General features: G+C 73.1%; 19 protein-coding genes. 6 read left to right on the top strand and 13 right to left on the bottom strand.

Annotated elements, in window-relative coordinates; translation table 11 throughout:
* The first annotated feature begins 24 nt into the window (after positions 1-24).
* Positions 25-189, top strand: a complete 165-nt coding sequence (locus ACQEU6_RS04210; protein WP_499329270.1) for a hypothetical protein — start codon at positions 25-27, stop codon at positions 187-189.
* Positions 190-204: 15 nt separating this feature from the next.
* On the opposite strand, the gene ACQEU6_RS04205 is transcribed toward ACQEU6_RS04210, so the two are convergent.
* Both ACQEU6_RS04205 and ACQEU6_RS04200 read right to left on the bottom strand, forming a co-directional pair.
* The gene (locus tag ACQEU6_RS04205; protein ID WP_499329269.1) at positions 205-711 is read right to left on the bottom strand and encodes a hypothetical protein; all 507 of its coding nucleotides are present in this window, start codon (positions 709-711) and stop codon (positions 205-207) included.
* A gap of 6 nt (positions 712-717) precedes the next feature.
* On the bottom strand, positions 718-2841 hold the full coding sequence (locus ACQEU6_RS04200) for an MMPL family transporter (RefSeq protein WP_499329268.1): 2124 nt from the start codon (positions 2839-2841) through the stop codon (positions 718-720).
* 96 nt (positions 2842-2937) lie between these two features.
* Between ACQEU6_RS04200 and ACQEU6_RS04195 the strand changes: the two genes are divergently transcribed.
* Entirely contained in the window at positions 2938-3438 is a 501-nt protein-coding gene (locus ACQEU6_RS04195) for a MarR family winged helix-turn-helix transcriptional regulator (RefSeq protein WP_499329267.1), read from the top strand.
* Between the two features lie 11 nt (positions 3439-3449).
* Here the strand turns inward: ACQEU6_RS04195 and ACQEU6_RS04190 are convergent, their stop codons facing one another.
* Positions 3450-3860, bottom strand: a complete 411-nt coding sequence (locus tag ACQEU6_RS04190; RefSeq protein WP_499329266.1) for a VOC family protein — start codon at positions 3858-3860, stop codon at positions 3450-3452.
* A gap of 69 nt (positions 3861-3929) precedes the next feature.
* Between ACQEU6_RS04190 and ACQEU6_RS04185 the strand changes: the two genes are divergently transcribed.
* Positions 3930-4817, top strand: a complete 888-nt coding sequence (locus tag ACQEU6_RS04185; protein ID WP_499329265.1) for a class I SAM-dependent methyltransferase — start codon at positions 3930-3932, stop codon at positions 4815-4817.
* Between the two features lie 232 nt (positions 4818-5049).
* Here ACQEU6_RS04185 and ACQEU6_RS04180 read toward each other — a convergent pair whose 3' ends face one another.
* Together ACQEU6_RS04180 and ACQEU6_RS04175 are read right to left on the bottom strand one after the other, a co-directional pair.
* A complete protein-coding gene (locus ACQEU6_RS04180; protein WP_499329264.1) occupies positions 5050-5799 on the bottom strand; it encodes a ZIP family metal transporter in 750 nt (249 codons plus the stop codon).
* A 144-nt stretch (positions 5800-5943) separates the two neighbouring features.
* Positions 5944-6417, bottom strand: coding sequence for a DUF4279 domain-containing protein (locus ACQEU6_RS04175; RefSeq protein ID WP_499329263.1), 474 nt, complete (start codon positions 6415-6417; stop codon positions 5944-5946).
* A gap of 278 nt (positions 6418-6695) precedes the next feature.
* On the opposite strand from ACQEU6_RS04175, the gene ACQEU6_RS04170 reads away from it, so the two are divergent.
* Entirely contained in the window at positions 6696-7379 is a 684-nt protein-coding gene (locus ACQEU6_RS04170; protein WP_499329262.1) for a pentapeptide repeat-containing protein, read from the top strand.
* A 71-nt stretch (positions 7380-7450) separates the two neighbouring features.
* Here ACQEU6_RS04170 and ACQEU6_RS04165 read toward each other — a convergent pair whose 3' ends face one another.
* Together ACQEU6_RS04165 and ACQEU6_RS04160 are read right to left on the bottom strand one after the other, a co-directional pair.
* Positions 7451-8191, bottom strand: coding sequence for a cupin domain-containing protein (locus tag ACQEU6_RS04165; RefSeq protein ID WP_499329261.1), 741 nt, complete (start codon positions 8189-8191; stop codon positions 7451-7453).
* Between the two features lie 16 nt (positions 8192-8207).
* Positions 8208-8774 carry a TetR/AcrR family transcriptional regulator gene (locus tag ACQEU6_RS04160; RefSeq protein WP_499329260.1) on the bottom strand — a complete coding sequence of 189 codons (567 nt, stop codon included), beginning with the start codon at positions 8772-8774 and terminating at the stop codon, positions 8208-8210.
* A gap of 1295 nt (positions 8775-10069) precedes the next feature.
* On the opposite strand from ACQEU6_RS04160, the gene ACQEU6_RS04155 reads away from it, so the two are divergent.
* Both ACQEU6_RS04155 and ACQEU6_RS04150 read left to right on the top strand, forming a co-directional pair.
* Positions 10070-10237, top strand: a complete 168-nt coding sequence (locus ACQEU6_RS04155) for a hypothetical protein (RefSeq protein ID WP_499329259.1) — start codon at positions 10070-10072, stop codon at positions 10235-10237.
* A gap of 75 nt (positions 10238-10312) precedes the next feature.
* Positions 10313-11527, top strand: coding sequence for an MFS transporter (locus ACQEU6_RS04150; protein ID WP_499329258.1), 1215 nt, complete (start codon positions 10313-10315; stop codon positions 11525-11527).
* Here ACQEU6_RS04150 and ACQEU6_RS04145 read toward each other — a convergent pair.
* The 6 genes from ACQEU6_RS04145 to ACQEU6_RS04120 form a co-directional block, all read right to left on the bottom strand.
* A complete protein-coding gene (locus ACQEU6_RS04145; protein ID WP_499329257.1) occupies positions 11505-12098 on the bottom strand; it encodes an SPFH domain-containing protein in 594 nt (197 codons plus the stop codon). The two genes, ACQEU6_RS04150 and ACQEU6_RS04145, sit on opposite strands and share 23 nt — an antisense overlap.
* A gap of 126 nt (positions 12099-12224) precedes the next feature.
* On the bottom strand, positions 12225-14945 hold the full coding sequence (locus tag ACQEU6_RS04140) for a sensor histidine kinase (protein ID WP_499329256.1): 2721 nt from the start codon (positions 14943-14945) through the stop codon (positions 12225-12227).
* 32 nt (positions 14946-14977) lie between these two features.
* On the bottom strand, positions 14978-15889 hold the full coding sequence (locus tag ACQEU6_RS04135; RefSeq protein ID WP_499329255.1) for a potassium-transporting ATPase subunit C: 912 nt from the start codon (positions 15887-15889) through the stop codon (positions 14978-14980).
* A 1-nt stretch (position 15890) separates the two neighbouring features.
* Positions 15891-18068: a potassium-transporting ATPase subunit KdpB gene (gene kdpB, locus ACQEU6_RS04130; protein ID WP_499329254.1), complete on the bottom strand. Its 2178-nt coding sequence runs from the start codon at positions 18066-18068 to the stop codon at positions 15891-15893.
* Complete coding sequence (gene kdpA, locus ACQEU6_RS04125) at positions 18065-19735, bottom strand: potassium-transporting ATPase subunit KdpA (RefSeq protein ID WP_499329253.1); 1671 nt, start codon at positions 19733-19735, stop codon at positions 18065-18067. Before kdpA ends, kdpB begins: the two co-directional genes overlap by 4 nt.
* Positions 19736-19825, bottom strand: coding sequence for a potassium-transporting ATPase subunit F (locus ACQEU6_RS04120; RefSeq protein WP_499329252.1), 90 nt, complete (start codon positions 19823-19825; stop codon positions 19736-19738).
* Between the last annotated feature and the right edge of the window lie 123 nt (positions 19826-19948).

The raw sequence follows: 19948 nt of genomic DNA, 5'->3' as shown, positions 1-19948 counted from the left end.
TCGTTCGACATCGAGGGGGCGGAGTTGACCACGCCGGAGGAGAACGCTCCGAAGACCGAGGACACCGATCAGGTGGAGCCCGGCAAGGAGCGCGAACCGCGATCTGACGCGCGCACCGAGCTGGGCGCCGAACTCGAGGACAAGATGGCGGAGAAGGGCCTGTCCCGGGACGACTTCACCGGATCCTGAGACGGCTCCGGACCGCTATTCGGGCAGGGGCTGGAGAGCCGGATCGCAGAGGCGGCAGCTCAGAGCGCCCTCGTAGACGCCGTGCTCCGGGCAGCGGCGCAGGAACTCGGGAGGCGGCGGGACGCTCCAGTCGGGCCGCGTCGCCGGAGTCTCCACGGCGGCGGGAGCGGGCCATCGGTCCACCATCGCGCGGTACCGGCGCAGGTAGTCGAGGGCGAAGGGCGGGTCGTACGTGAGAAGGTCCCAGCCGTGACGCGTCATCGCCAGGTCGACGACGCGCAGCAGGAACGCCTTCTCGGCTCGCCAGTTCGCGGTCCACGGCAGGGAGTTCAGGTCGAACCCGTCCCAGCCGCGGCTCATGCGGTGCCCGTCCGCGAAGAGCAGGACGAGATTGCTCTCCCAGGCGGATCCGGCGAGGGCGCACCCGGCGAGGGTGAGCACGTCGAAGAAGACGTCGGTCCCGCCGTTGGACAGATAGAGATCCCCTTCGGACGTCCCCAGGGCTTCGAAGGTGTTGCCCATGCCCCGTCACCTGTCGCCCGGGACGGAGTGGACGGTCTCGGCCGTTCCGGTCCTCTGCGGCTGGTCGGTGAAGCGGGTGGGCCACCACACCTTGGGGCCGATCATCCGGACGAGCGCCGGGACCAGCAGGGACCGCACCACGAGCGTGTCCAGCAGCACGCCGAACGCGACGATGAACGCGATCTGCGCCAGGAACGACAGCGGGATGACGACCAGGGCGGCGAACGTGGCGGCCAGCACTACCCCCGCCGAGGTGATGACGCCGCCGGTCGCCGTCAGGCCGCGGAGCACGCCCTCCCGCACGCCCCAATGTCGCGTCTCCTCCCGGACACGCGACATCAGGAAGATGTTGTAGTCGACGCCGAGCGCGACCAGGAAGACGAAACCGTAGAGCGGCACCGAGGCGTCCAGGCCGGTGAAACCGAACAGGTGGCGGAACACCAGGGCCGCGACGCCGAGCGTGGCGACGTAGTTCAGCGCGACGGTCGCGATCAGCAGGACGGGCAGCGGCAGCGAGCGCAGCAGCACCACCAGGATGACCAGGATGATCGCCAGGACGACCGGGATGATGACGGTCCGGTCGTGGGCGGCGGTCCGCTGCGTGTCGAACCGCTGGGCGGTGTAGCCGCCGACCTTCGCGTCCGCCCCGGGGACGCCGTGCACGGCGGTGCGCAAGCGCTGGAGGGCGCCCTTCGCGGCGTCGCTGTCGGCGGCCGACTTCAGCGTCGCGTCGATCCGGATCCGCCCGTCCACGACCTTGGGCGGGCCTCCGGGGCGGCCGGACGCGCCGACGGGCGCCGCGCCCGCGACGCCCTCGGTCCGGGCGGCGGCGTCGGTCACGGCCGCGGCCCGCTCCGCGTTCGCGATGATGACCGCCGGCTGGCCGGAACCGCCGGGGAAGTGCTGGGAGAGCGTCCGCTGAGCGGCGACCGAGGGCGCGTCGTTGATGAACGTCTCGTCCAGCGGGACGCCGTGGGCGCGCAGCCCCGGGGCGAACGCGGCGCAGGCGATGAGGGCGAGGCCCGTTCCGGCCACGACGCGGCGCGGGTGCAGGTCGACCAGGCGGGCGACGCGCGCCCACAGGCTCCTTCCCCCGCGGGCGCCCTCGGCCGGCGGCTTGGGCTTCGCGGGCCAGAACGCGACCCGTCCGAGCACGACGAGGACCGCCGGGAGGAACGTGAGCGCGCCGAGGACGGCGCAGACGATGCCGATCGCGCCGACCGGCCCGAGCGCCCGGTTGTTGGTGAGGTTGCTGAGCAGCAGCGCGAGCAGGCCGAGCGCGACCGTGGCGGCGCTGGCGACGATCGCGCCGAACGACCCGCGCACCGCCGCCCATCCGGCGGCGAAGCGGTCCCGGCCCGCGGCGGCCTCCTCCCGGAAGCGGGCCGCCAGCAGCAGCGCGTAGTCGGTGGCGGCGCCGATGACCAGGATCGACAGGATGCCCTGGACCTGGCCGTCGACCCTGACGACGTCGTTCTTGGCCAGCGCGTAGACCACCGCGCACGCCAGGCCCAGCGCGAACACCGCCCCGAGGATGATCACCAGCGGGAGCAGCACGCTGCGGTAGACCAGCAGCAGGATGACCAGGACGGCGATGAGCGCGACGCCCAGCAGCAGCCCGTCGATCCCGGCGAACGCGTCGGAGAGGTCGGCCTGGGTGGCGGCCGGCCCGCTGATCTGCGCCTTCGTTCCGGGAACGGTCTTCGCGGCCGCGCGGACCCGGTCCAGCGCGGCCGGCAGTTCGTCGCCGAGGTCGGGGCGCAGCGGGACGACGCCCTCGAGCGCCCGGCCGTCGTCCGAGCGCAGGGCCGGCGACGGCGCCCCGAGCGTGCCGGGCGCGCCCCGCAGGCCGGCGAGCGCGCGGGTGGCCGCGTCCCGCTGGGCGTCGGAGACCCGGCCGTCCGCCGTCCACACGACGATGGCGGGCACCGTCTCCTTCTCCGCGAAGGCCTGCTGCGCCCGCAGGACCTGGGTGGACTCGGCGCTGCGCGGCAGGAAGGCCGCCTGGTCGTTGGTGGAGACCTCGCCGAGCTTCCCCGCGTAGGGGCCGAGAGCGCCGCCGATGGCGAGCCAGACCAGCAGCAGCACGGCCGGGATCGCCCAGCGGATCGGGCGGGACGGAGTTCCCATCGGTTCCTCCTGGCGAGTTCGGCCTGCCGCGGCTCTACCCACTAATACCTCAATCATTAACTATCTCAATGATTGAATTAATGTACCCTGATCGGCATGGCCGAGGGAACGCAGGAGACGGAGGGCCCCGCCGGCCTGCGGTCGTTCGCCGTCGAACTGCGCCGGATGAACGCCGAGTTCAACCGGATCGCGCACGAGTTCGCCCACGCCAGCGGCCTGCACCCCACCGACGTCCAGGCCCTGGTCGCGATCATGGATGCGCCGCTGCGCACCCCCGGCCGCCCGATGACGCCCGGGCGGCTGCGCGAGGAGCTGAACATCACCTCCGGCGCGGTCACCGCCTGCCTGGACCGCCTCGAACGCCTGGGCCACGTCACCCGGACGCGCGACCCGGCCGACCGCCGGGTGGTCCACCTGCGGTACGAGCCGTCCGCGATGGTCATGGGCCGCGCGTACTTCCGCCCGCTGGCCGAGAGCACCGATGCGGCGCGGAGCGGGTTCGGCGAAGACGAACTGCGCCTCATCCTGCGCTTCCTCCGCGCGATGAACGAGGAACTGTCGGCCCTGCGCGCCCGCGGTTCCGGCCGCCAGGTGTAAAACTGCCGCTACTAGGCCCGCGGCACGTCCCCGGCGGGACCGAGCAGGTCCCAGCGGTTGCCGGCGAGATCGAGGAAGACGGCGACGCGCCCGTAGGGCTCGGAGCGGGCCGGGGTGACGAACTCGACGCCGGCGGCCGTCATGCGTTCGTGAGCGGCGTCGAAGTCCTCCACCCGCAGGAAGAACCCCACGCGCCCGGCTGCCTGGTTCCCGACCACGGCGGCCTGGTGCGGGCCGTCCGCGCGGGCGAGCAGGACGCCCGTCCGGGCGCCCGGCGGCCGGACGACCACCCATCGCTTCGGACGCCCGTCGTTGGTGAGCGAGGGCGAGTCCTCCACCAGGTCGAACCCGAGAGCGCCGGTGAAGAACGCGACGGCGTCGTCGTAGTCGTCCACGACGATCGTGATGAGATCGAGCCGCATCATCATGAGAGTACGCGCGCCGCGTCCGGCCAGGCGGCCGGACGGCCACAAGACGAAGGGAGATCCGGCATGGACAAGACGGAGGGCAGCCGCACCGCCGTGCTCGTCTGCCAGGCCCGGGCCGTGGCGCACGGGCGCCTGGCTCCCGGCCGGTTCGACGATCCCACCGCGTCGGCCCTGCTCCGTCCGGACGAACTGGTCGCCGTGGAACGGGTCCGCTCGGGGGAGCCTCCCGAGGGCTGGGGCCCCCGGATGGAGTACGAGTTCCTGCGGGCCACGGCGGAGGGGCTGGTGCCCCGGACGGTCGCCATCGACGACGCCGTCAGGAAGCGCGCCGACCCGCAGGTCGTGATCCTGGGCGCCGGCCTGGACGGACGGGCGTGGCGGATGCCCGAGCTGGCCGGAACCGCCGTCTTCGAGGTCGACCACCCCCGTTCGCAGCAGGACAAGCGGCAGCGCGCCGCCGCCCTCCCCTCGCCCGCCGGCGACGTCACTTTCGTGCCCGTCGACTTCACCGCCGACAGGCTCGACGAGTCCCTGAAGGCGGCCGGGTACCGGACCGACCTGCCCACCACCTGGCTCTGGGAGGGCGTGGTCCCCTACCTGGCCCGCGCCGAGGTGGCGGCCACGGTGCGGGCCCTCGCCGGAGCCTCCGCGCCGGGAGGCCGGCTCGTCGTCCACTACCAGTCCCCGTCGCTGGTCGCCTCGCTCGGCCGACCGGCGGCCCGCGCGATGCGGCGGCTGTCCCGGCAGCCCGACCCGATGGCGCACGAACCGTGGCGCTCCGCCTGGACACCGGCCGCCATGCGCACGCTTCTGGCAGAGCACGGTTACGCGGTGGCCGACGACACCGATCTGCTCGCGCTGGCCGGGCGTCTCACCATGCCCGTCCGCAGCAGACGGTCCCTCGGTTCCGGCCGCGTCCTGATCGCCGACCTCACGGGACAGAACGGCTAGCCGGCGGCGGCCGGTTCGGGCACGTGCTCGCCGGGCCGTCCTCGCGGGTCGGGTGACACGAGGGCGGTCGGCGGCGCTGAAGGAGATGTCGGCGGCCGGTCGCGTGGCCCGCCGGCGCGGGCCCCGCCCCACGACTCCGCCGGTCACGGGGCGGGGCCGCTCACCGACGGCCTCGTCCCGCATGACCCCCGCCGAGCCGGAGCACCCTGGCGCGGGGAGCCGGGCCCGCGGGTCAGGCGTGGGACAGGGCGAACGCCGCCAGGAACCCCACGACCGTGATCAAGCCGGTGAACAGGTGGGTGTCCTCGTAGGCCTCGGGGATCATCGTGTCGGCGATCATGGTGAGGATGGCGCCGCCGGCCAGGGCGGTGATGCCGGCCAGGACGTCGGCGGAGGCGTCGCCGAGCACCGTGTAGCCCGCCACCGCCGCCAGGGCGCTGATCGCCGCGATCCCGCTCCACAGCCCGAAGACGTACCCGCGGCCGCGCCCCGCCCGGCGCATCCCGGAGGCGCTGGAGAGTCCTTCGGGCACGTTGCTGATGAACACCGCGACCACGGTGACCGCACTGACGGCGCCGCCGCCCAGGAGGCTCGCGCCGATCACGATGGACTCGGGCACGCCGTCCAGCAGCGCGCCCAGCGCGATCGCGCCCCCCGATCCGGGCCGCTGCTCCTCCGACGGCTGCTGCCCGCCCGAGCGCTTGCGGTGCCGCGCGCCCCTCCAGGACAGGACGGCGTTGGCGCCGGCGTAGAGCACCGCGCCCGTCACCGCGCCGATCGCCGTCGGGGTCAGCCCGCCCCGCTCGTTCGCCTCGGCGATCAGGTCGAACGACACCGCCGACAGCAGGACGCCGCTGCCGAACGCCATCACGCTCGCCGTGATCCGGGCCGGGACCGGCACGAGGAAGCCGACCAGGGCCCCCGCGACCAGCGCCGATCCGGCCAGCAGGCCCCATCCTCCCGCCTGCAACGCTCCCTGCACGACTCTCCCTTCCGGCCATGGCCACCACTTGCGAACGGCGTCCGCGGCCGCCGCCCGATGCGCGCCGCCGCCGCGGCGACCCGGTGGACTCGCCCGAAACGTTCCGGGGCTCAGACCGGTGGGACGGCGCCAGGCGGAGCGGGGTCACCCGTAGGCGTATTCGTCGACGTCCAGTTCCGCTCTCGTCAGCCGGAGGAACTCCAGCGTCCGCGCGTCGAGGTGCCAGCCCAGCAGCCGGTGCTGGCCGGCGAGCTTCTCCATGCCCTCCCCGGGGCCGGTCAGGTCGTCCTCCTCGCCCTCCGGATCCTCGAACACCCGGACCACCTGGAGCGTGCCGGTGCAGATCTCTCCGTCCGCGCGGTCCAGCTCCGCGACCAGGGCGCCGATGCGTTCGGCGTGCTCGAAGAGCCTGTCCACGATCCGCGCGATCTGCTCGTCCACGGTGAGGTGCGGCCGCCGGCAGACGACCCGCCAGACGTGCCGCGGACGGGGCGGACGCGCGTCGCGGCCGCCGCGCACGACGCTCTCGTCCGGATCGACGCCCAGCCGAGCCGTGATCTCTGCCGGCGACATCCGCGTCGATTTCACGGCGAAGTAGGCGTACTGGGAGATCCGCACGCGGGCACCCTACCGGCGGCCGGTGGCTCGGCGAACTCGGCCACCGCGACCCGATCCGCGCCCACCGCGCGGTCGACGCCGGGAGGCTGTCCATCGGAAGGACCGAGGCGTCCCCCGGTTCCGGACGGCGTCCAGCAGGACCGCCTCGAACCGCGTTGCGTGGCCGGAGACCAGGTCCTCTTTGGTGGCGAAGTGATCGAAGACCGCCTGTTCTCGCTACAGGCACTGTGGCGAAGCGCCATGCGGGCCGAGCGCCGCCGGCTAGTAGGGTCGGCCGCATGCCCGCTCGCACCCCCGCCTCCCCGGTGAGAGAACCCAAGGCGCCGCAGATCCCCCGAAGGCTCACTCCCGCCGGGAAGGTCGAGCGGCACATCCGGCACGATGGGACGTACCTGTCGCTGGAGTACGGCGCGGACACCCTCTCCATGGACGATCCGGACGGCGTCGAGGACGTCGAGTTCGAGCGCTGCCGTTTCACCCAGACCGGTTTCTCCGGGTTGGTCCTGCATAGGGCAGGGTTCGCCGACTGCGCGTTCATCGGCGCGGACCTGGCGAACCTGCGGGCGTTCAACTCGCGGATGTTCAGCGCGCAGATCGTGAACGCCCGGATGACGGGGATGCAGCTGGCCGAGAGCGGGCTGCGGGACGTGCTGGTCGAGGGCTGCCGCGCCGACCTCGCCGGCTTCAGGTTCGCGCGCCTGCGGGACGTGGTGTTCCGTGACTGCAACCTGGCCGAGGCGACGTTCCAGTCCGCCGAGATGACCGACGTCCGGTTCGAGAACTGCCGGCTCGGCGGCGCGCAGTTCTCCGGGGCGAAGATGAGAACGGTCCGGTTCCGGGGCTGCGACCTGCGCGGCGTCGCCGGCCTTGACTCCTTCCACGGCGCGATCGTCGCGAGCGGCGACGCGATGGGCCTCCTGGACGCGTTCGCCGCGGAGCTCGGCATCACCATCGAGGACTGACCGGCCCGCCGCGGTCCGCCCTGACGACGGTGCGGCACCTGGGCGCCTGGGCGCCTGACCCGCCGCCGCGCTCAGCGACCGGGGAACTCGATCTCGGCGGCCTCGCCGGCGGCGAGCAGGAAGTAGCCGAGGAACGTCACGCCGTCATCCTCGGCGTCGAAGCGCGCGATGCGGGCGCCCTCGGGCTCGTGGAACACGTCGCCGGGGCCGAGGACCGCCGCCGCTTCGCCCTCGACCTGGTAGACGGCCGACCCGGTCTCGATGCTGCCGAAGACCGGCCCGTTGTGCACGTGCAGTCCGGCCGCGTGGCGGGGAGCGATGGTGATGCGCCGGACCTCGACCCGATGCGTGCTGCGAGGCGCCGCCAACACCTGGTCGAGCAGGACCGTGCGCGTGACCGGCGGGACGTCCTCCGCGCGGCCGCCGTACTCGCCGTCGCCGACCGGCTCCCCGGCCTCGGCGGAAGACCCGTCGCCTGGAACGGGCTCGACGGCCAGATGCGTCATCGGAACGTCGGGCGCGGCTCCGTGCCAGTGCCACTCGCCGGGCGCGATGTGCACGGTGTCTCCGGCCCGGATCGTCTCCACCGGCCCACCGCGACGCTGCACACGCCCGGTGCCCTCGGTGACGACCAGCACCTGCCCGAGCGGATGCCGATGCCACACCGTGCGGCTTCCAGGGGCGAAGCAGACGCTGTCGACCTGTGTCCCGGCCCCTCCCCCGGGCTCGGCCACCGGCACGATCCAGGCGTCACCGGTGAACCATTCGGACGGGGCGGCGACGCCACGGGCGGATCCATGGGTTATCTGCATGCCGTGTCTCCGAAGGTCAGCGCACGGTGCGCGCGTCGAGCAGCGCGAGGATCCCTTCGACCGCCTGGTCGAAGGGCTCGGGGGCGCCCGCGGCGCGGGCGAGGACGTAACCGCCCTGGAGCGTGGCGACGATCGCGGTCGCGGTCGGCGAGGGTTCCACCGACGGCTCCAGTTCACCGCGATCCACCCCCTCCCGCAGCACCGCCGCGAGCCGGGTGCGCAGCCAGGCGAAGGTCTCCTCGACCGGTCGGCGCAGCGTGGGCGCGGCGATGACGTCGGGATCCTGCGTGAGCCGGCCGATGGGGCAGCCCCTCAGGACGTCCCGCTCCCGGCGCAGGTAGGCGGCGATGCGCTCGACGGCCGTCCCGGGGGCGGACAGCTGCGCGTCGATGGCGGCGCGCATCTCCTCGGCGGTGCGGTCGATGGCGGCGCGAGCGAGTTCCTCCTTGCCCGCGAAGTGGTGGTACATGCTGCCCTGACCGGCCTCGGCCCGCTGCTGGATCGTCTTCGGGCTGGTCCCCACGTACCCGCGCTCCCACAGCAGTTCCCGCGCACTCTCGACCAACCGCTCCCTGGCACCCATCCCATCAGTGTACATACCAATAGGTACAGAGTGGGCCGAAGGTTCTGCTCGTACGCCTTGATCGTCGTCACGCCGACGAGCAGCGTGCCGAGCGCCCCCGTCCCCGCACAGATCAGCAGGTACGGCCGACTCTCACCGGTGAGGATCCCGACTCCGCCTTCCCCGGTCCACGCGACGGTCGCGAAGACGGGGAGGGAGACGAAGAAGGCGAGGGTGTTGACCTGCCCTTTGAGTGGACGAGGGATCACCGACAGCCACCAGTTGTGGAGTGCGTAGGTGGCGGCGGCGAGGGCGACGACACCGACGCCCAGGACCCAGTCGGGAATTCCCTGACCCAGGACGTGAATGTCCGGGATCGCATCAGAGAAATTCCCTCCGTCCTCTTCGACGGCCGGATCGTTCACCAGCGCCAACGTTCCCAGCAGCGCCAGCAACGGCCGGAGGACGGTCGAGTACTTCTTCTCCCTGATGTCGCGCACGACATCGGGGCCCATCATGAACACCGCTGTGCAGACGGACATGAGGGGCGCGAGGATCTGAAGGTGGACCCACCTCAGGACGTACTGGTAGACGATGTGATTCACCGCCAGAGCGACACCCATCGGGAGGAACGTCTTCCACTGGGACCGGACCGTCTTCCGCGACGGCGGATACACGATCCAGTAGACCGCCGCTCCGAACAGGGCGCTGACGAGGCCCGTTGTGGCGGCCCCCAAGCGCTCCGTCACGCCCACGGCCACCAGGAATTAGCCCTTGGCCACGTTGCTCACGTCGGAGAACACGACCAACGCGAGCACTTTCTTGTCCTGCGCACTCAGCCCGTCGAATGGCGAGCGCCTATCGGGCCGCGCGGGCTTCGCCCGCGACGGCCCATGTTGTCGATTCACGAGATCTCCTTGATCACCAAGGCGCACCAAGAAGTCCCGAAATCATCGATCCCGGCTCCTTGGCTGCACCCCGTGTTGCGGAGCGAACCAAGAGCCGGAACGGCTCTTTTGTTTGCTGTTCCGGATTACCTTATCAGAACAATCTGTGCTATAAACATACATCGAACTGGACGGTCGGCCGATCGCCGGCCCCGGCGGAAAGCCATTCTGCGGAGGACGCCGCACGGCGGCGCTGGGCCGAGCCGCTCGACCGAGCGCGCGCACCCGTGTGCGGGCGGCTCGACGTCGGCGACCGGCGGGCGCTGATCCGGACCGGGTGGGCGCCCGACGATCGGCTCGCTCCGTTGATCCGTGCCGGGCTGGCGAGCCCGGCCTTCGACGGCCCGGAAGGACCGCTTCCCGAGGACGGTGTGGTCTCCCCGCGGCGCCGAGACCGGGCCGCTGATCGAGGGGCACGGCGCGGCCGCCGTCGACCGGGACGCGCTCGACGCGCTGCTGCCCCTGATGATGCTGCGCCGCCTCATGGACACCCCGGGCCTCGGCCTCGCCGATGGCGGGCCGACCATGACGTCGTGAACCCGCCAGATCCGCGCGGGTGACGCCTGTTGAGTGGGTGAGCGCGACCACTGCCTCCTCACAGGACGGAACCCGATGTCCACAGCGACCACCACGGCCGAGGGCCCTGCGACGACCCGGCCGGCCGCGGCAGGCTGGCCGGCGGTGGTCTCGGTGATGATGGGGATCTTCGCGATCGTCACCACCGAGATCCTGCCGATCGGGCTGCTGACGTCCATCGGCTCCGGCCTCACCGTCTCCGACGGGACGGCCGGGCTGATGATGACCATGCCCGGATACCTCGCGGCGGCGAGCGCGCCGACGGTCACCGTCGCGGCGGCGCGGATCGACCGGCGGCTCCTGCTGTGCGCGTGCATGTTCCTGCTGGCGTCGGCGAACCTCGTCGCCGCGGCGGCCCCGGCCTACTGGGCGATGCTCGTCTCACGCGTCCTCGTCGGAGTGGTCATCGGCGGCTTCTGGTCGATCGGCGCGGGCCTGGCCGGCCGGCTGGTCCCGGCGCGGTCGGCGCGCCGGGCGACGGCGGTGATCTTCTCGGCCGTTCCCCTGGGGTCGGTGGTCGGAGTGCCGCTGGGGACGCTGGTCGGGGACCTCGCGGGCTGGCGGGCCGGCTTCGCGGTCATGGGCCTGCTGTCGGCGGCGGTGCTCGTCGCGCTCGCCGTGCTCGTCCCCCCGCTGCCCGCCGAGGGGGCCGCCCGCCTCACCGCGCTGCGCGGCATGATGCGGAGCGCCGGCACCCGGTACGCGCTCCTGGTGACCGCCCTGATCGTCCTCGCGCACTTCGGCGCCTACACCTACGTGACGCCCTTCCTGGAACGGGTGACGAATGTGAGCCCGGGGCTGATCACGGTGTTCCTGCTGGCCTACGGCGCCGCGGGCGTTCTGGGCAACTTCCTGGCGGGCGCGACCCTCACCCGGCATCCGCACGCGACGTTCGGTGCGGCCGGGGGGCTGATCGCCTTCGCCACGCTGGCCCTCCCGTTCCTCGGGCGGTGGGATCCGGGCGCCATCGCCCTGCTCGTCCTGTGGGGCGCCGGCTACGGCGCCGTCCCGGTCTGTTCGCAGGCCTGGTTCGCCAGATCGGCCCCGCACGCCCCGGAGGCGGCCTCCGTGCTGTTCACGGCCTCGTTCCAGGCGACGCTGTCGACGGGCGCCCTGCTCGGCGGGGCCGTCATGGACCGCACGTCGCCGTCGACGATCATGCTGCTCGGCGGAGCCGCCGCGCTCGTCATGGTCGCGCTGGTGGCGGTCAGGGGCGGGAGGGAGCGGCTCACGCCGGCGGGGCGGGGGTGATGCCGGTCAGCCAGCGGTGGAGGCCGGCGAGGGGGACGTCGGCCCGGACGACCTCCAGCATCATGATCTCCAGGCCCCACTCGGCGACGGCGTCGTGCAGGTCGGCGGTCAGGGGGGCGGCCCGGCCCGGGGCCAGGCCGCCCAGCTCGCCCAGGAGCCGGTCCGCCACATGGCGCCGCAGATGGTCCTCCAGGATGACGCTGATCGCCGCCGCCTCCGGAACCGGCCGCAGCGCGTGGCGGGCGGGGTCGGACACCGAGATCAGGGCCACGGCCTTCAGCCGCAGGAGCACCCCGTCGCGGGTGGGGGCCTCCAGCCACACGTCGAGGGGACCCCATCTCAGCGGGACGCGGACCCAACGGTCGACGCCCGGCACCACCAGCGTGCGGCCGGGCCCCCGCACGGCGGGAGGGCCGCCGAGGCGGGTGACCACGAGGCGCTCCCCCTCGGGGACCACCCGCGCCGACGCGACGACCAGAAACATGATCAGGACGAGGCACGCCAGGAGGGCCAGCGACGTCCACGTGAGGAAGCCGGGCAGCAGCTGCTCCCTTGGGAGGCCCTTGGTCATGCACCCTCCCCTGCCGTCCGGAGCCCTTACCTGGTGTTCTCAGCCTCCATCGTGACCGCAGGGCTGCCGCCTTGCCATCAGGTGCGACCACCACATCGGCCGGACCTGCCCTGTATAGCCGCGCCGTCACCCTCGCCCGCGGCCGTCCGGAGGGGCCGGACGTTCCTTGCCGTGGCCGATGCGGTCGCGCCAGGCGGCGACGCGGTCGACGATCAGGGGGTCGGCGAGGTCGGGCTCCGGGGCGCCCTCGGGCGGTGCGGGGGGCGCCTCCGCGGGCGGCCGCGGAGGTCGCGGCGGCCGGGTCGGCATGGTGAGGACCATGGTCAGGCCGCCGCCCGGGGTCTCCTCGGGGGCGAGGTCCCCGCCCATGGCCTCGGCGAGGCCGCGGGCGAGGGCCAGGTCGACGCCGGCCTCGCCGTCCCGGCCGCCGAGGCGCTGGAGCGGCTGGAACAGGCGGCCGCGGTCGGCGGGCCGGATGCCGGGCCCGCGGTCGATGACGCGGATCTCCAGCCGGTCGCCGAGGGCGCTGGCGGTGACGAGGACGGGTGCGCCCGGCGGGTTGAAGCGGACGGCGTCGGCGATGACGTCGGCCAGGACGCGCCGCAGCAGCGCCGGGTCGGCGACCATCTCGGGCAGGCCCCCGGGGATGCGGAGCTCGACGGCCTCCCGGTCGTCCTCGCCGACGGCGTGAGGGACGGCCTCGTCGGCGGCGACCCGGCGCGCGGAGATCCCGAGCGAGCCGGTTTGCAGGCGGCTCATGTCCAGCAGGTCGGCCACCAGGTGGTCGAGCCGGGCCAGGGAGTCGGCGGCCGTGGCGGTCAGCGCGTCGTGGCGCTCACCGGTCCGGGCCGCGCCGGCGCCGCGCAGGCTCTCGACGGCCGCCCGCGCGGACGCGAGCGGGGCGCGCAGGTCCCGGCTGACGGCGGTGAGCAGCGCGGTGTGCATCTCCTCGGCGGCCTCCAGCGGCCGGACCTGGCGGGCCCTGTCGGCGAGCCGCCGGTGGTGCAGCGCGACGGCGGCCTGGGCGGCGAACGCCTCCAGGACGCGGCGGTCCGAGGCGGGCATGGTCCGGCCCCGCAGGACGAGGGAGAGCGCGCCGTCCTCGATGAGGATGTCGGAGTCCCCGGCGTCCGGGCTGGTGCAGGGCTCGCCGCCGGCGCTGGCGACGATGCCCCAGGAGCCGGGGTCGCTGAGGCTGTCGGGGGTCACCGGCGCGTCGGGGTCGCGTTCCAGCAGCGTCACGGTGGTCAGCGCGAAGGTCTCGCGGAGCCTTTCGAGGATGCCGCCGAGCGCGTCGTAGGGATGCCCGCGGACGGTGGCGGCGCCGTGCTCGCCGCGCAGGATGTCCCCGGCCAGGGTGGAGAGCACCTCCGCGTCGGCTCGGGCGCCGGCCGCCTCCCTGCCGCGGCGGGCGGTGACGTCCACGACCGTGCTGACCGTCACCCCGACCACGACGAAGACGGCGATCTGGAGCAGCCCCTGGGGCCGCTGGACGGTGAACTGCCCGGTCGGCGGGGTGAAGAAGTAGTTCAGCAGCAGGGAACCGCCGACCGCGGCGAACAGCGCCGGATACAGCCCGCCCACCAGCGCCACCCCGACCACCGCGGCCTGGAAGAGCAGGATGTCGCTGGCCAGCGGCACCTGCCAGCGCATGTTCACCAGCAGGAGGGTCAGCAGCGGCAGCCCGGCCGCGGCCAGCGCGAACCCGGCGTAGCGGCGTCCGGCCGGGAGCCCCGCCGCCCGCAGCGCCCTCCAGCGGCGCCCCTGCCCGATCTCCTCGTGCGTGACGAGGTGCACGTCGATGGAGCCGGACCGCGCCGTCGTCGTGACGCCGACGCCCGGGGAGAACAGCTGCGCGATCTTTCCGCGCCGGGACGCGCCGAGGACGAGTTGGGTGGCGTTGACGCCGCGCGCGAAGTCCAGGAGCGCGTCCGGCACGTTCGCGCCGACGACCTGGTGGTAGCTGCCGCCGAGGCTCTCGGCCAGGGCGCGCTGCCGGGTCAGGTTCGCCGGGCTCACCCCGGCCAGCCCGTCGCTGCGGGCGACGTGGACGGCCAGCAGGTCGGCGCCCTTGGTGCGGTCGGCGATGCGGGCGGCGCGGCGGATCAGGGTGTCGCCCTCGGGTCCGCCGGTGAGGGCGACGACGACGCGTTCGCGCGCCTCCCACGTCCCGGCGATGCCGTGGTCGGCGCGGTAGCGGTCGAGCTGGTCGTCGACCTTGTCGGCCAGCCACAGCAGCGCCAGCTCGCGCAGGGCGATGAGGTTCCCGACGCGGAAGTAGTTGCCGAGCGCGGCGTCGATCTTCTCGGGCGGGTAGATGTTGCCGTGCGCCATCCTGCGGCGCAGCGCCTCGGGTGTCATGTCGACGAGTTCGACCTGGTCGGCCCGGCGCACGACCTCGTCCGGGACGGTCTCGCGCTGCGGCACGCCGGTGATCTGCTCGACGACGTCGTTCACCGACTCCAGGTGCTGGATGTTGACGTTGGTGACGACGTCGATCCCGGCGTCCAGGATCCGCTCGATGTCCTGCCAGCGCTTGGCGTGGCGGGAGCCGGGCACGTTGGTGTGCGCCAGTTCGTCGATGAGCGCGACCTGAGGGTGCCGGGCGACGACGGCGTCGGCGTCCATCTCGGTGAAGCTCGCGCCGCGGTAGGAGAGGTCGGCGCGCGGGACGATCTCCAGCCCCTCCAGGAGCGCGGCGGTGCGGGGCCGGCCGTGGGTCTCCACGAAGCCGGCCACGACGTCGGTCCCGCGTCCCGCGCGGCGGCCGCCCTCGGCGAGCATGGCGTAGGTCTTGCCCACGCCGGGCGCCGAGCCCAGGTAGACGCGCAACCTGCCGCGCCTCATCACACCTCCAGTCGCCGAGGTCCCTCGCGGGTTCAGCCGCGGACCGGGTACTCGCGGTCCAGCGCGATGTTCAGCTTGAGGACGTTCACCCGCGGCTCGCCCATGAAGCCGAGGTCGCGGCCGTCGGTGCTGTCCTCGACCAGCCGCCCGACCCGGCCGGGGGCGACGCCGCGGGCCCCGGCGACCCGGCGGGTCTGGAGCGCGGCGTAGGCGGGCGAGATGTGCGGGTCCAGGCCGCTGCCGCTCGCGGTGACCGCGTCGGCCGGGACGGCGGGATCGGCGGGCGCGCCGCCCCTGATCGGGACGACCAGGCCGTCGGCGTAGTCCTCCCCGGACCGGGCCGGCTCCACGGGGACGCCCTTGTAGGTCGCGATGAACGGCGCCTTCACCATGCCCTGCTCCTCGTTCAGGCTCACCACCCGGGTCGGGTGCGGGACGGTGCCGCCGGCCGTCCGACGCCCGAACACCGCCAGCACCGCGCCGACCCCGCCCGGGGTGCAGAACGGGCGCGCCCCGCTGACGCCTTCGAGGTCGCCGACGGCCTTGCTGCGCGAGCAGACCCGGGTGAGCAGGCTCCGCCCGCCGCTCTCCCCCGCCGTGCCCGCCTTCGGGCCGGGCAGGGTGTCCACGATGTCCTCAGGACCCAGATTACTCGCGGCCGTCGAGGTCGGGTCGTAGCCGTTCCCGGCCTCGGACGGCCGGCTCTGGAAGTACTGCCTGAGCGGCTTCCCGTCCCTTCCGGTGAACGCCTGGCCGATGAGGGCGCTGCCGGCCGTGCGGCCGTCGGCGGTCTTCACGACGCTCCCGTCGGCCCGGCTCTTGAGCCCCGGGATCTGGGCGACCGCGAAGACGGCGAGCGGGTAGGCGACGCCGCACACCGCGGTGAGGACGAGCAGGGCGCGCAGTGCGGCGACGTGCTGCCGGACCCAGGTTGGATATGGCATGTCATGACATCCCGGGAAGTAGCTGAATGACGAGGTCGATGAGCTTGATCCCGACGAACGGGGCGACGACGCCGCCGAGGCCGTAGACGTAGAGGTTGCGCGACAGCAGCCGGGACGCGTTGCTCGGCTTGTACGTCACGCCGCGCAGCGCCAGCGGGATCAGCGCGACGATGATCAGCGCGTTGAACACCACCGCCGACAGGATCGCCGACTGCGGACTGGGCAGCCGCATGACGTTGAGGGCGTCCAGGCCGGGGAAGAGCGTCACGAACAGCGCCGGGATGATCGCGAAGTACTTGGCGATGTCGTTGGCGATGGAGAACGTGGTCAGCGCGCCGCGCGTGATCAGCAACTGCTTGCCGATCTTCACGATCTCGATCAGCTTCGTGGGGTCGGAGTCCAGGTCGACCATGTTCCCGGCCTCCTTGGCGGCCGAGGTGCCGGTGTTCATGGCGACCCCGACGTCGGCCTGGGCGAGCGCCGGGGCGTCGTTCGTCCCGTCCCCGGTCATCGCGACGAGCCGGCCCCCCGCCTGCTCCTTCTTGATCAGGGCGAGCTTGTCCTCCGGCCGGGCCTCGGCGAGGAAGCCGTCCACGCCGGCCTCGTCGGCGATCGCCCTGGCGGTCAGCGGATTGTCCCCGGTGATCATGACGGTGCGGATGCCCATCCGGCGCATCTCCTCGAACCGCTCCCGCATCCCCGCCTTGACCACGTCCTTGAGGTGGATCACTCCGAGGACCCTCGCCGTGCGGTGCACGACCTCCCCGACGACGAGCGGGGTGCCGCCGGAGGCGGAGATGCCGTCCACGACGCGGCTCAACTCGGCGGGCACGGTCCCGCTCCGGCGGCGCACCCATTCGGCGACCGCCCCTGCCGCGCCCTTGCGCAGCATCCGGTCGGGCCCGTCTTCCCCGGGCTCGCCGAGGTCGACGCCGCTCATCCGGGTCTGCGCCGAGAACGGCACCCACCGCGCCTGCGTCAGCTCCCCCGGCGAGCGTTCCCGCAGGCCGTGGCGACGCTTGGCCAGGACCACCACCGAGCGTCCCTCGGGAGTCTGGTCGGCGAGGCTGGACAGCTGCGCCGCGTCGGCCAGCTCGTCCTCGCCGACGCCCTGGACGGGCAGGAACGCCGCCGCCTCCCGGTTGCCGAGGGTGATGGTGCCGGTCTTGTCCAAAAGCAGGGTGTTGACGTCGCCCGCGGCCTCCACCGCACGCCCCGACATCGCCAGCACGTTGCGCTGCACCAGCCGATCCATCCCCGCGATACCGATCGCCGACAACAACGCCCCGATCGTCGTCGGAATCAAACACACCAGCAGCGACACCAGCACGATCCCGGTGACCCCATGAGCATCCAGAGCCGGCGAATCCGGCACACCGGGGTTGATGGCCTTGGAGAAGATCGCCAGCGGCTGCAGCGTCGCCACCGCCAGCAGGAAGATGACCGTCAGGGCGGCGAGCAGGATGTGCAGGGCGATCTCGTTCGGCGTCTTCTGCCGGCTCGACCCCTCCACCAGCGCGATCATCCGGTCGATGAACGACTCCCCGGGGCGCTGGGTGATCTTCACCACGACGCGGTCCGACAGCACCTTCGTCCCGCCGGTCACCGCGCTGCGGTCGCCGCCGGACTCCCGGATCACCGGCGCCGACTCCCCCGTGATCGCCGACTCGTCCACGCTCGCGATGCCCTCGACCACGTCCCCGTCGCCGGGGACGACCTCCCCCGCCTCCACCACGACGTGGTCGCCCTCCCGCAGGTCCGGGGCGGGGACCGCCTCCTCCCGGACCTGCTCCTGCCCGGCGGTCCAGTCGGGCAGGCGGCGGGCGACGGCGTCGGTCTTCGCCCTGCGCAGGGAGGCGGCCTGCGCCTTGCCCCGGCCCTCGGCGACCGCCTCCGCGAGGTTGGCGAAGAGCACGGTCAGCCAGAGCCACACCGCGATCAGCCAGGCGAAGGGGCTCGGATGCAGGCCGGCCAGGACCGTGGTCCACACCGCGCCGACCTCGACGATCAGCATCACCGGGTTCCGCCACAGCGTGCGCGGGTCGAGCTTGACCAGCGCGTCCGGGAGGGACCTCAGCACCTGCCCCGGATCGAGCAGGCCGCCCCGCGCGCGGCCGCCCCGCACGCCGCCGCGCTCCGGCGGTGAGGGCCCGGGCGAGCGGCGGACCCGCGCGGTCATGTGTGGACGCCTTCGGCGAGCGGCCCCAGCGCCAGCGCGGGCAGGAACGTCAGCGCGACGAGGACGACGGTGACGCCGACGACCAGCCCGACGAACTGCGGCCGGTGCGTGGGCAGCGTGCCCTCCGAGGCGGGGGCACGGCCCTGCCGCGCCAGCGAACCCGCCAGCGCCAGCACGAACACCATGGGGAGGAACCGGCCGAGGGCCATGCACAGCCCCAGCGCGGTGTTGTACCAGAGGGTGCCGGAGGTCAGGCCGGCGAACGCCGAGCCGTTGTTGTTGGACGCCGAGGTGAACGCGTACAGCACCTCCGACAGCCCGTGCGGCCCCGGGTTCAGGATCCCGGCCCTCCCGTCGCCGGTCGCCATCGCCAGGCCCGTGCCGGCCAGCACCAGGATCGGTGTGATCAGGAAGTACAGCGCGGCGAACTTGATCTCCCGGGACCCGATCTTCTTGCCCAGGTACTCGGGGGTGCGGCCCACCATCAGCCCCGCCACGAACACGGTGACGACCGCCAGGACGAGGATCCCGTACAGGCCCGAGCCGGCGCCGCCGGGCGCGACCTCGCCCAGCATCATTCCGGCCAGCGTCATCATGCCGCCGAGGCTGGTGTAGGAGTCGTGGGCCGAGTCCGTCGCGCCCGTCGACGTCAGCGTCGTGCCGCTCGCGAACACCCCGGAGTCCGGCACCCCGAACCGGGTCTCCACGCCCTCCGCCGCGGCGCCCGCCGCGGTCGGGACCGTGCCGTGGTGCATGAGCTGGAAGACCTGCATGAGCACGGCGGCGGCGATCGCCAGCGTCGCCATCACCGAGACGACGGCGTAGCCCTGCCCGTTCGCGCCGACCATCCGGCCGAACGTGCGCGGCAGCGCGAACGCGACGGCCAGGAGCAGGAAGATCTCCAGCCAGTTCGTCCAGGCGGCGGGGTTCTCGAACGGGTGGGCGGAGTTGACGTTGTAGAAGCCGCCGCCGTTCGTCCCCAGCAGCTTGATCGCCTCCTGGCTCGCGACCGGGCCTCCCGTCAGCGTCTGGGCGCCGCCCGCGATCGTGTGCACCGTGTGGCGGGCCGGGTCCCAGAAGTTCTGCACCACCCCGCCGGCGACCAGCACGAGGGCCGCGACGAACGCGATGGGCAGCAGGATCCGCAGGGTGCCGCGGACCAGGTCGACCCAGAAGTTGCCGAGGCGGTCCGTCCGCTCGCGGGCGAGGCCCCGCACCAGCGCGACGGCGACCGCGATGCCGACGGCGGCGGACACGAAGTTCTGCACCGCCAGCCCCGCCATCTGCACGAGGTCGCCCATCGTCGACTCGCCCGCGTACGACTGCCAGTTGGTGTTGGTGACGAAGCTGATCGCCGTGTTCCACGCCTGGTCGGGCGCGACCGGCGGGAACCCCAGGCTCAGCACCAGGTGGTTCTGCAGCCGCTGGAGGCCGTACAGGAAGAGGACGCCGACGGCCGAGAACGCCAGGACGCTGCGCGCGTAGACGGGCCAGGTCTGCTGGGCGTCCGGGGCGACTCCGGCCAGCCGGTAGATCACCCGCTCGGCCCGTGCGTGCGCCGTCCCGGTGTAGACGCGGTACATGTAGTCGCCCAGCGGCCGGTACACCGCCGCCAGGGCGAGGACGAGAGTGACGATGAAGACGATCCCGGCGGCGGTCGGGTTCATCTAGAAACGCTCCGGAAAGAGCAGGGCGACGATCATGAAGACGGTCAGGAGCGCGGCCAGCGCGAGGCCGATCGCGTTCTCCGCCGTCACAGCCTCTCCAGCCCCTTCACCACGAGGACGAGCAGGACGAAGACCGCCAGCGTCAGCAGAACGAACACGACGTCGCCCATGGTCGTCTTCCTTCCAGGAGCACGCGAAGCAAAGCCCCTGTTC

The organism is Spirillospora sp. CA-108201, from assembly GCF_050936235.1.
Taxonomy (GTDB): domain Bacteria; phylum Actinomycetota; class Actinomycetes; order Streptosporangiales; family Streptosporangiaceae; genus Spirillospora.
Note: the sequence above shows the minus strand (reverse complement) of the source record. Positions and strands in the feature narration are given on the sequence as shown.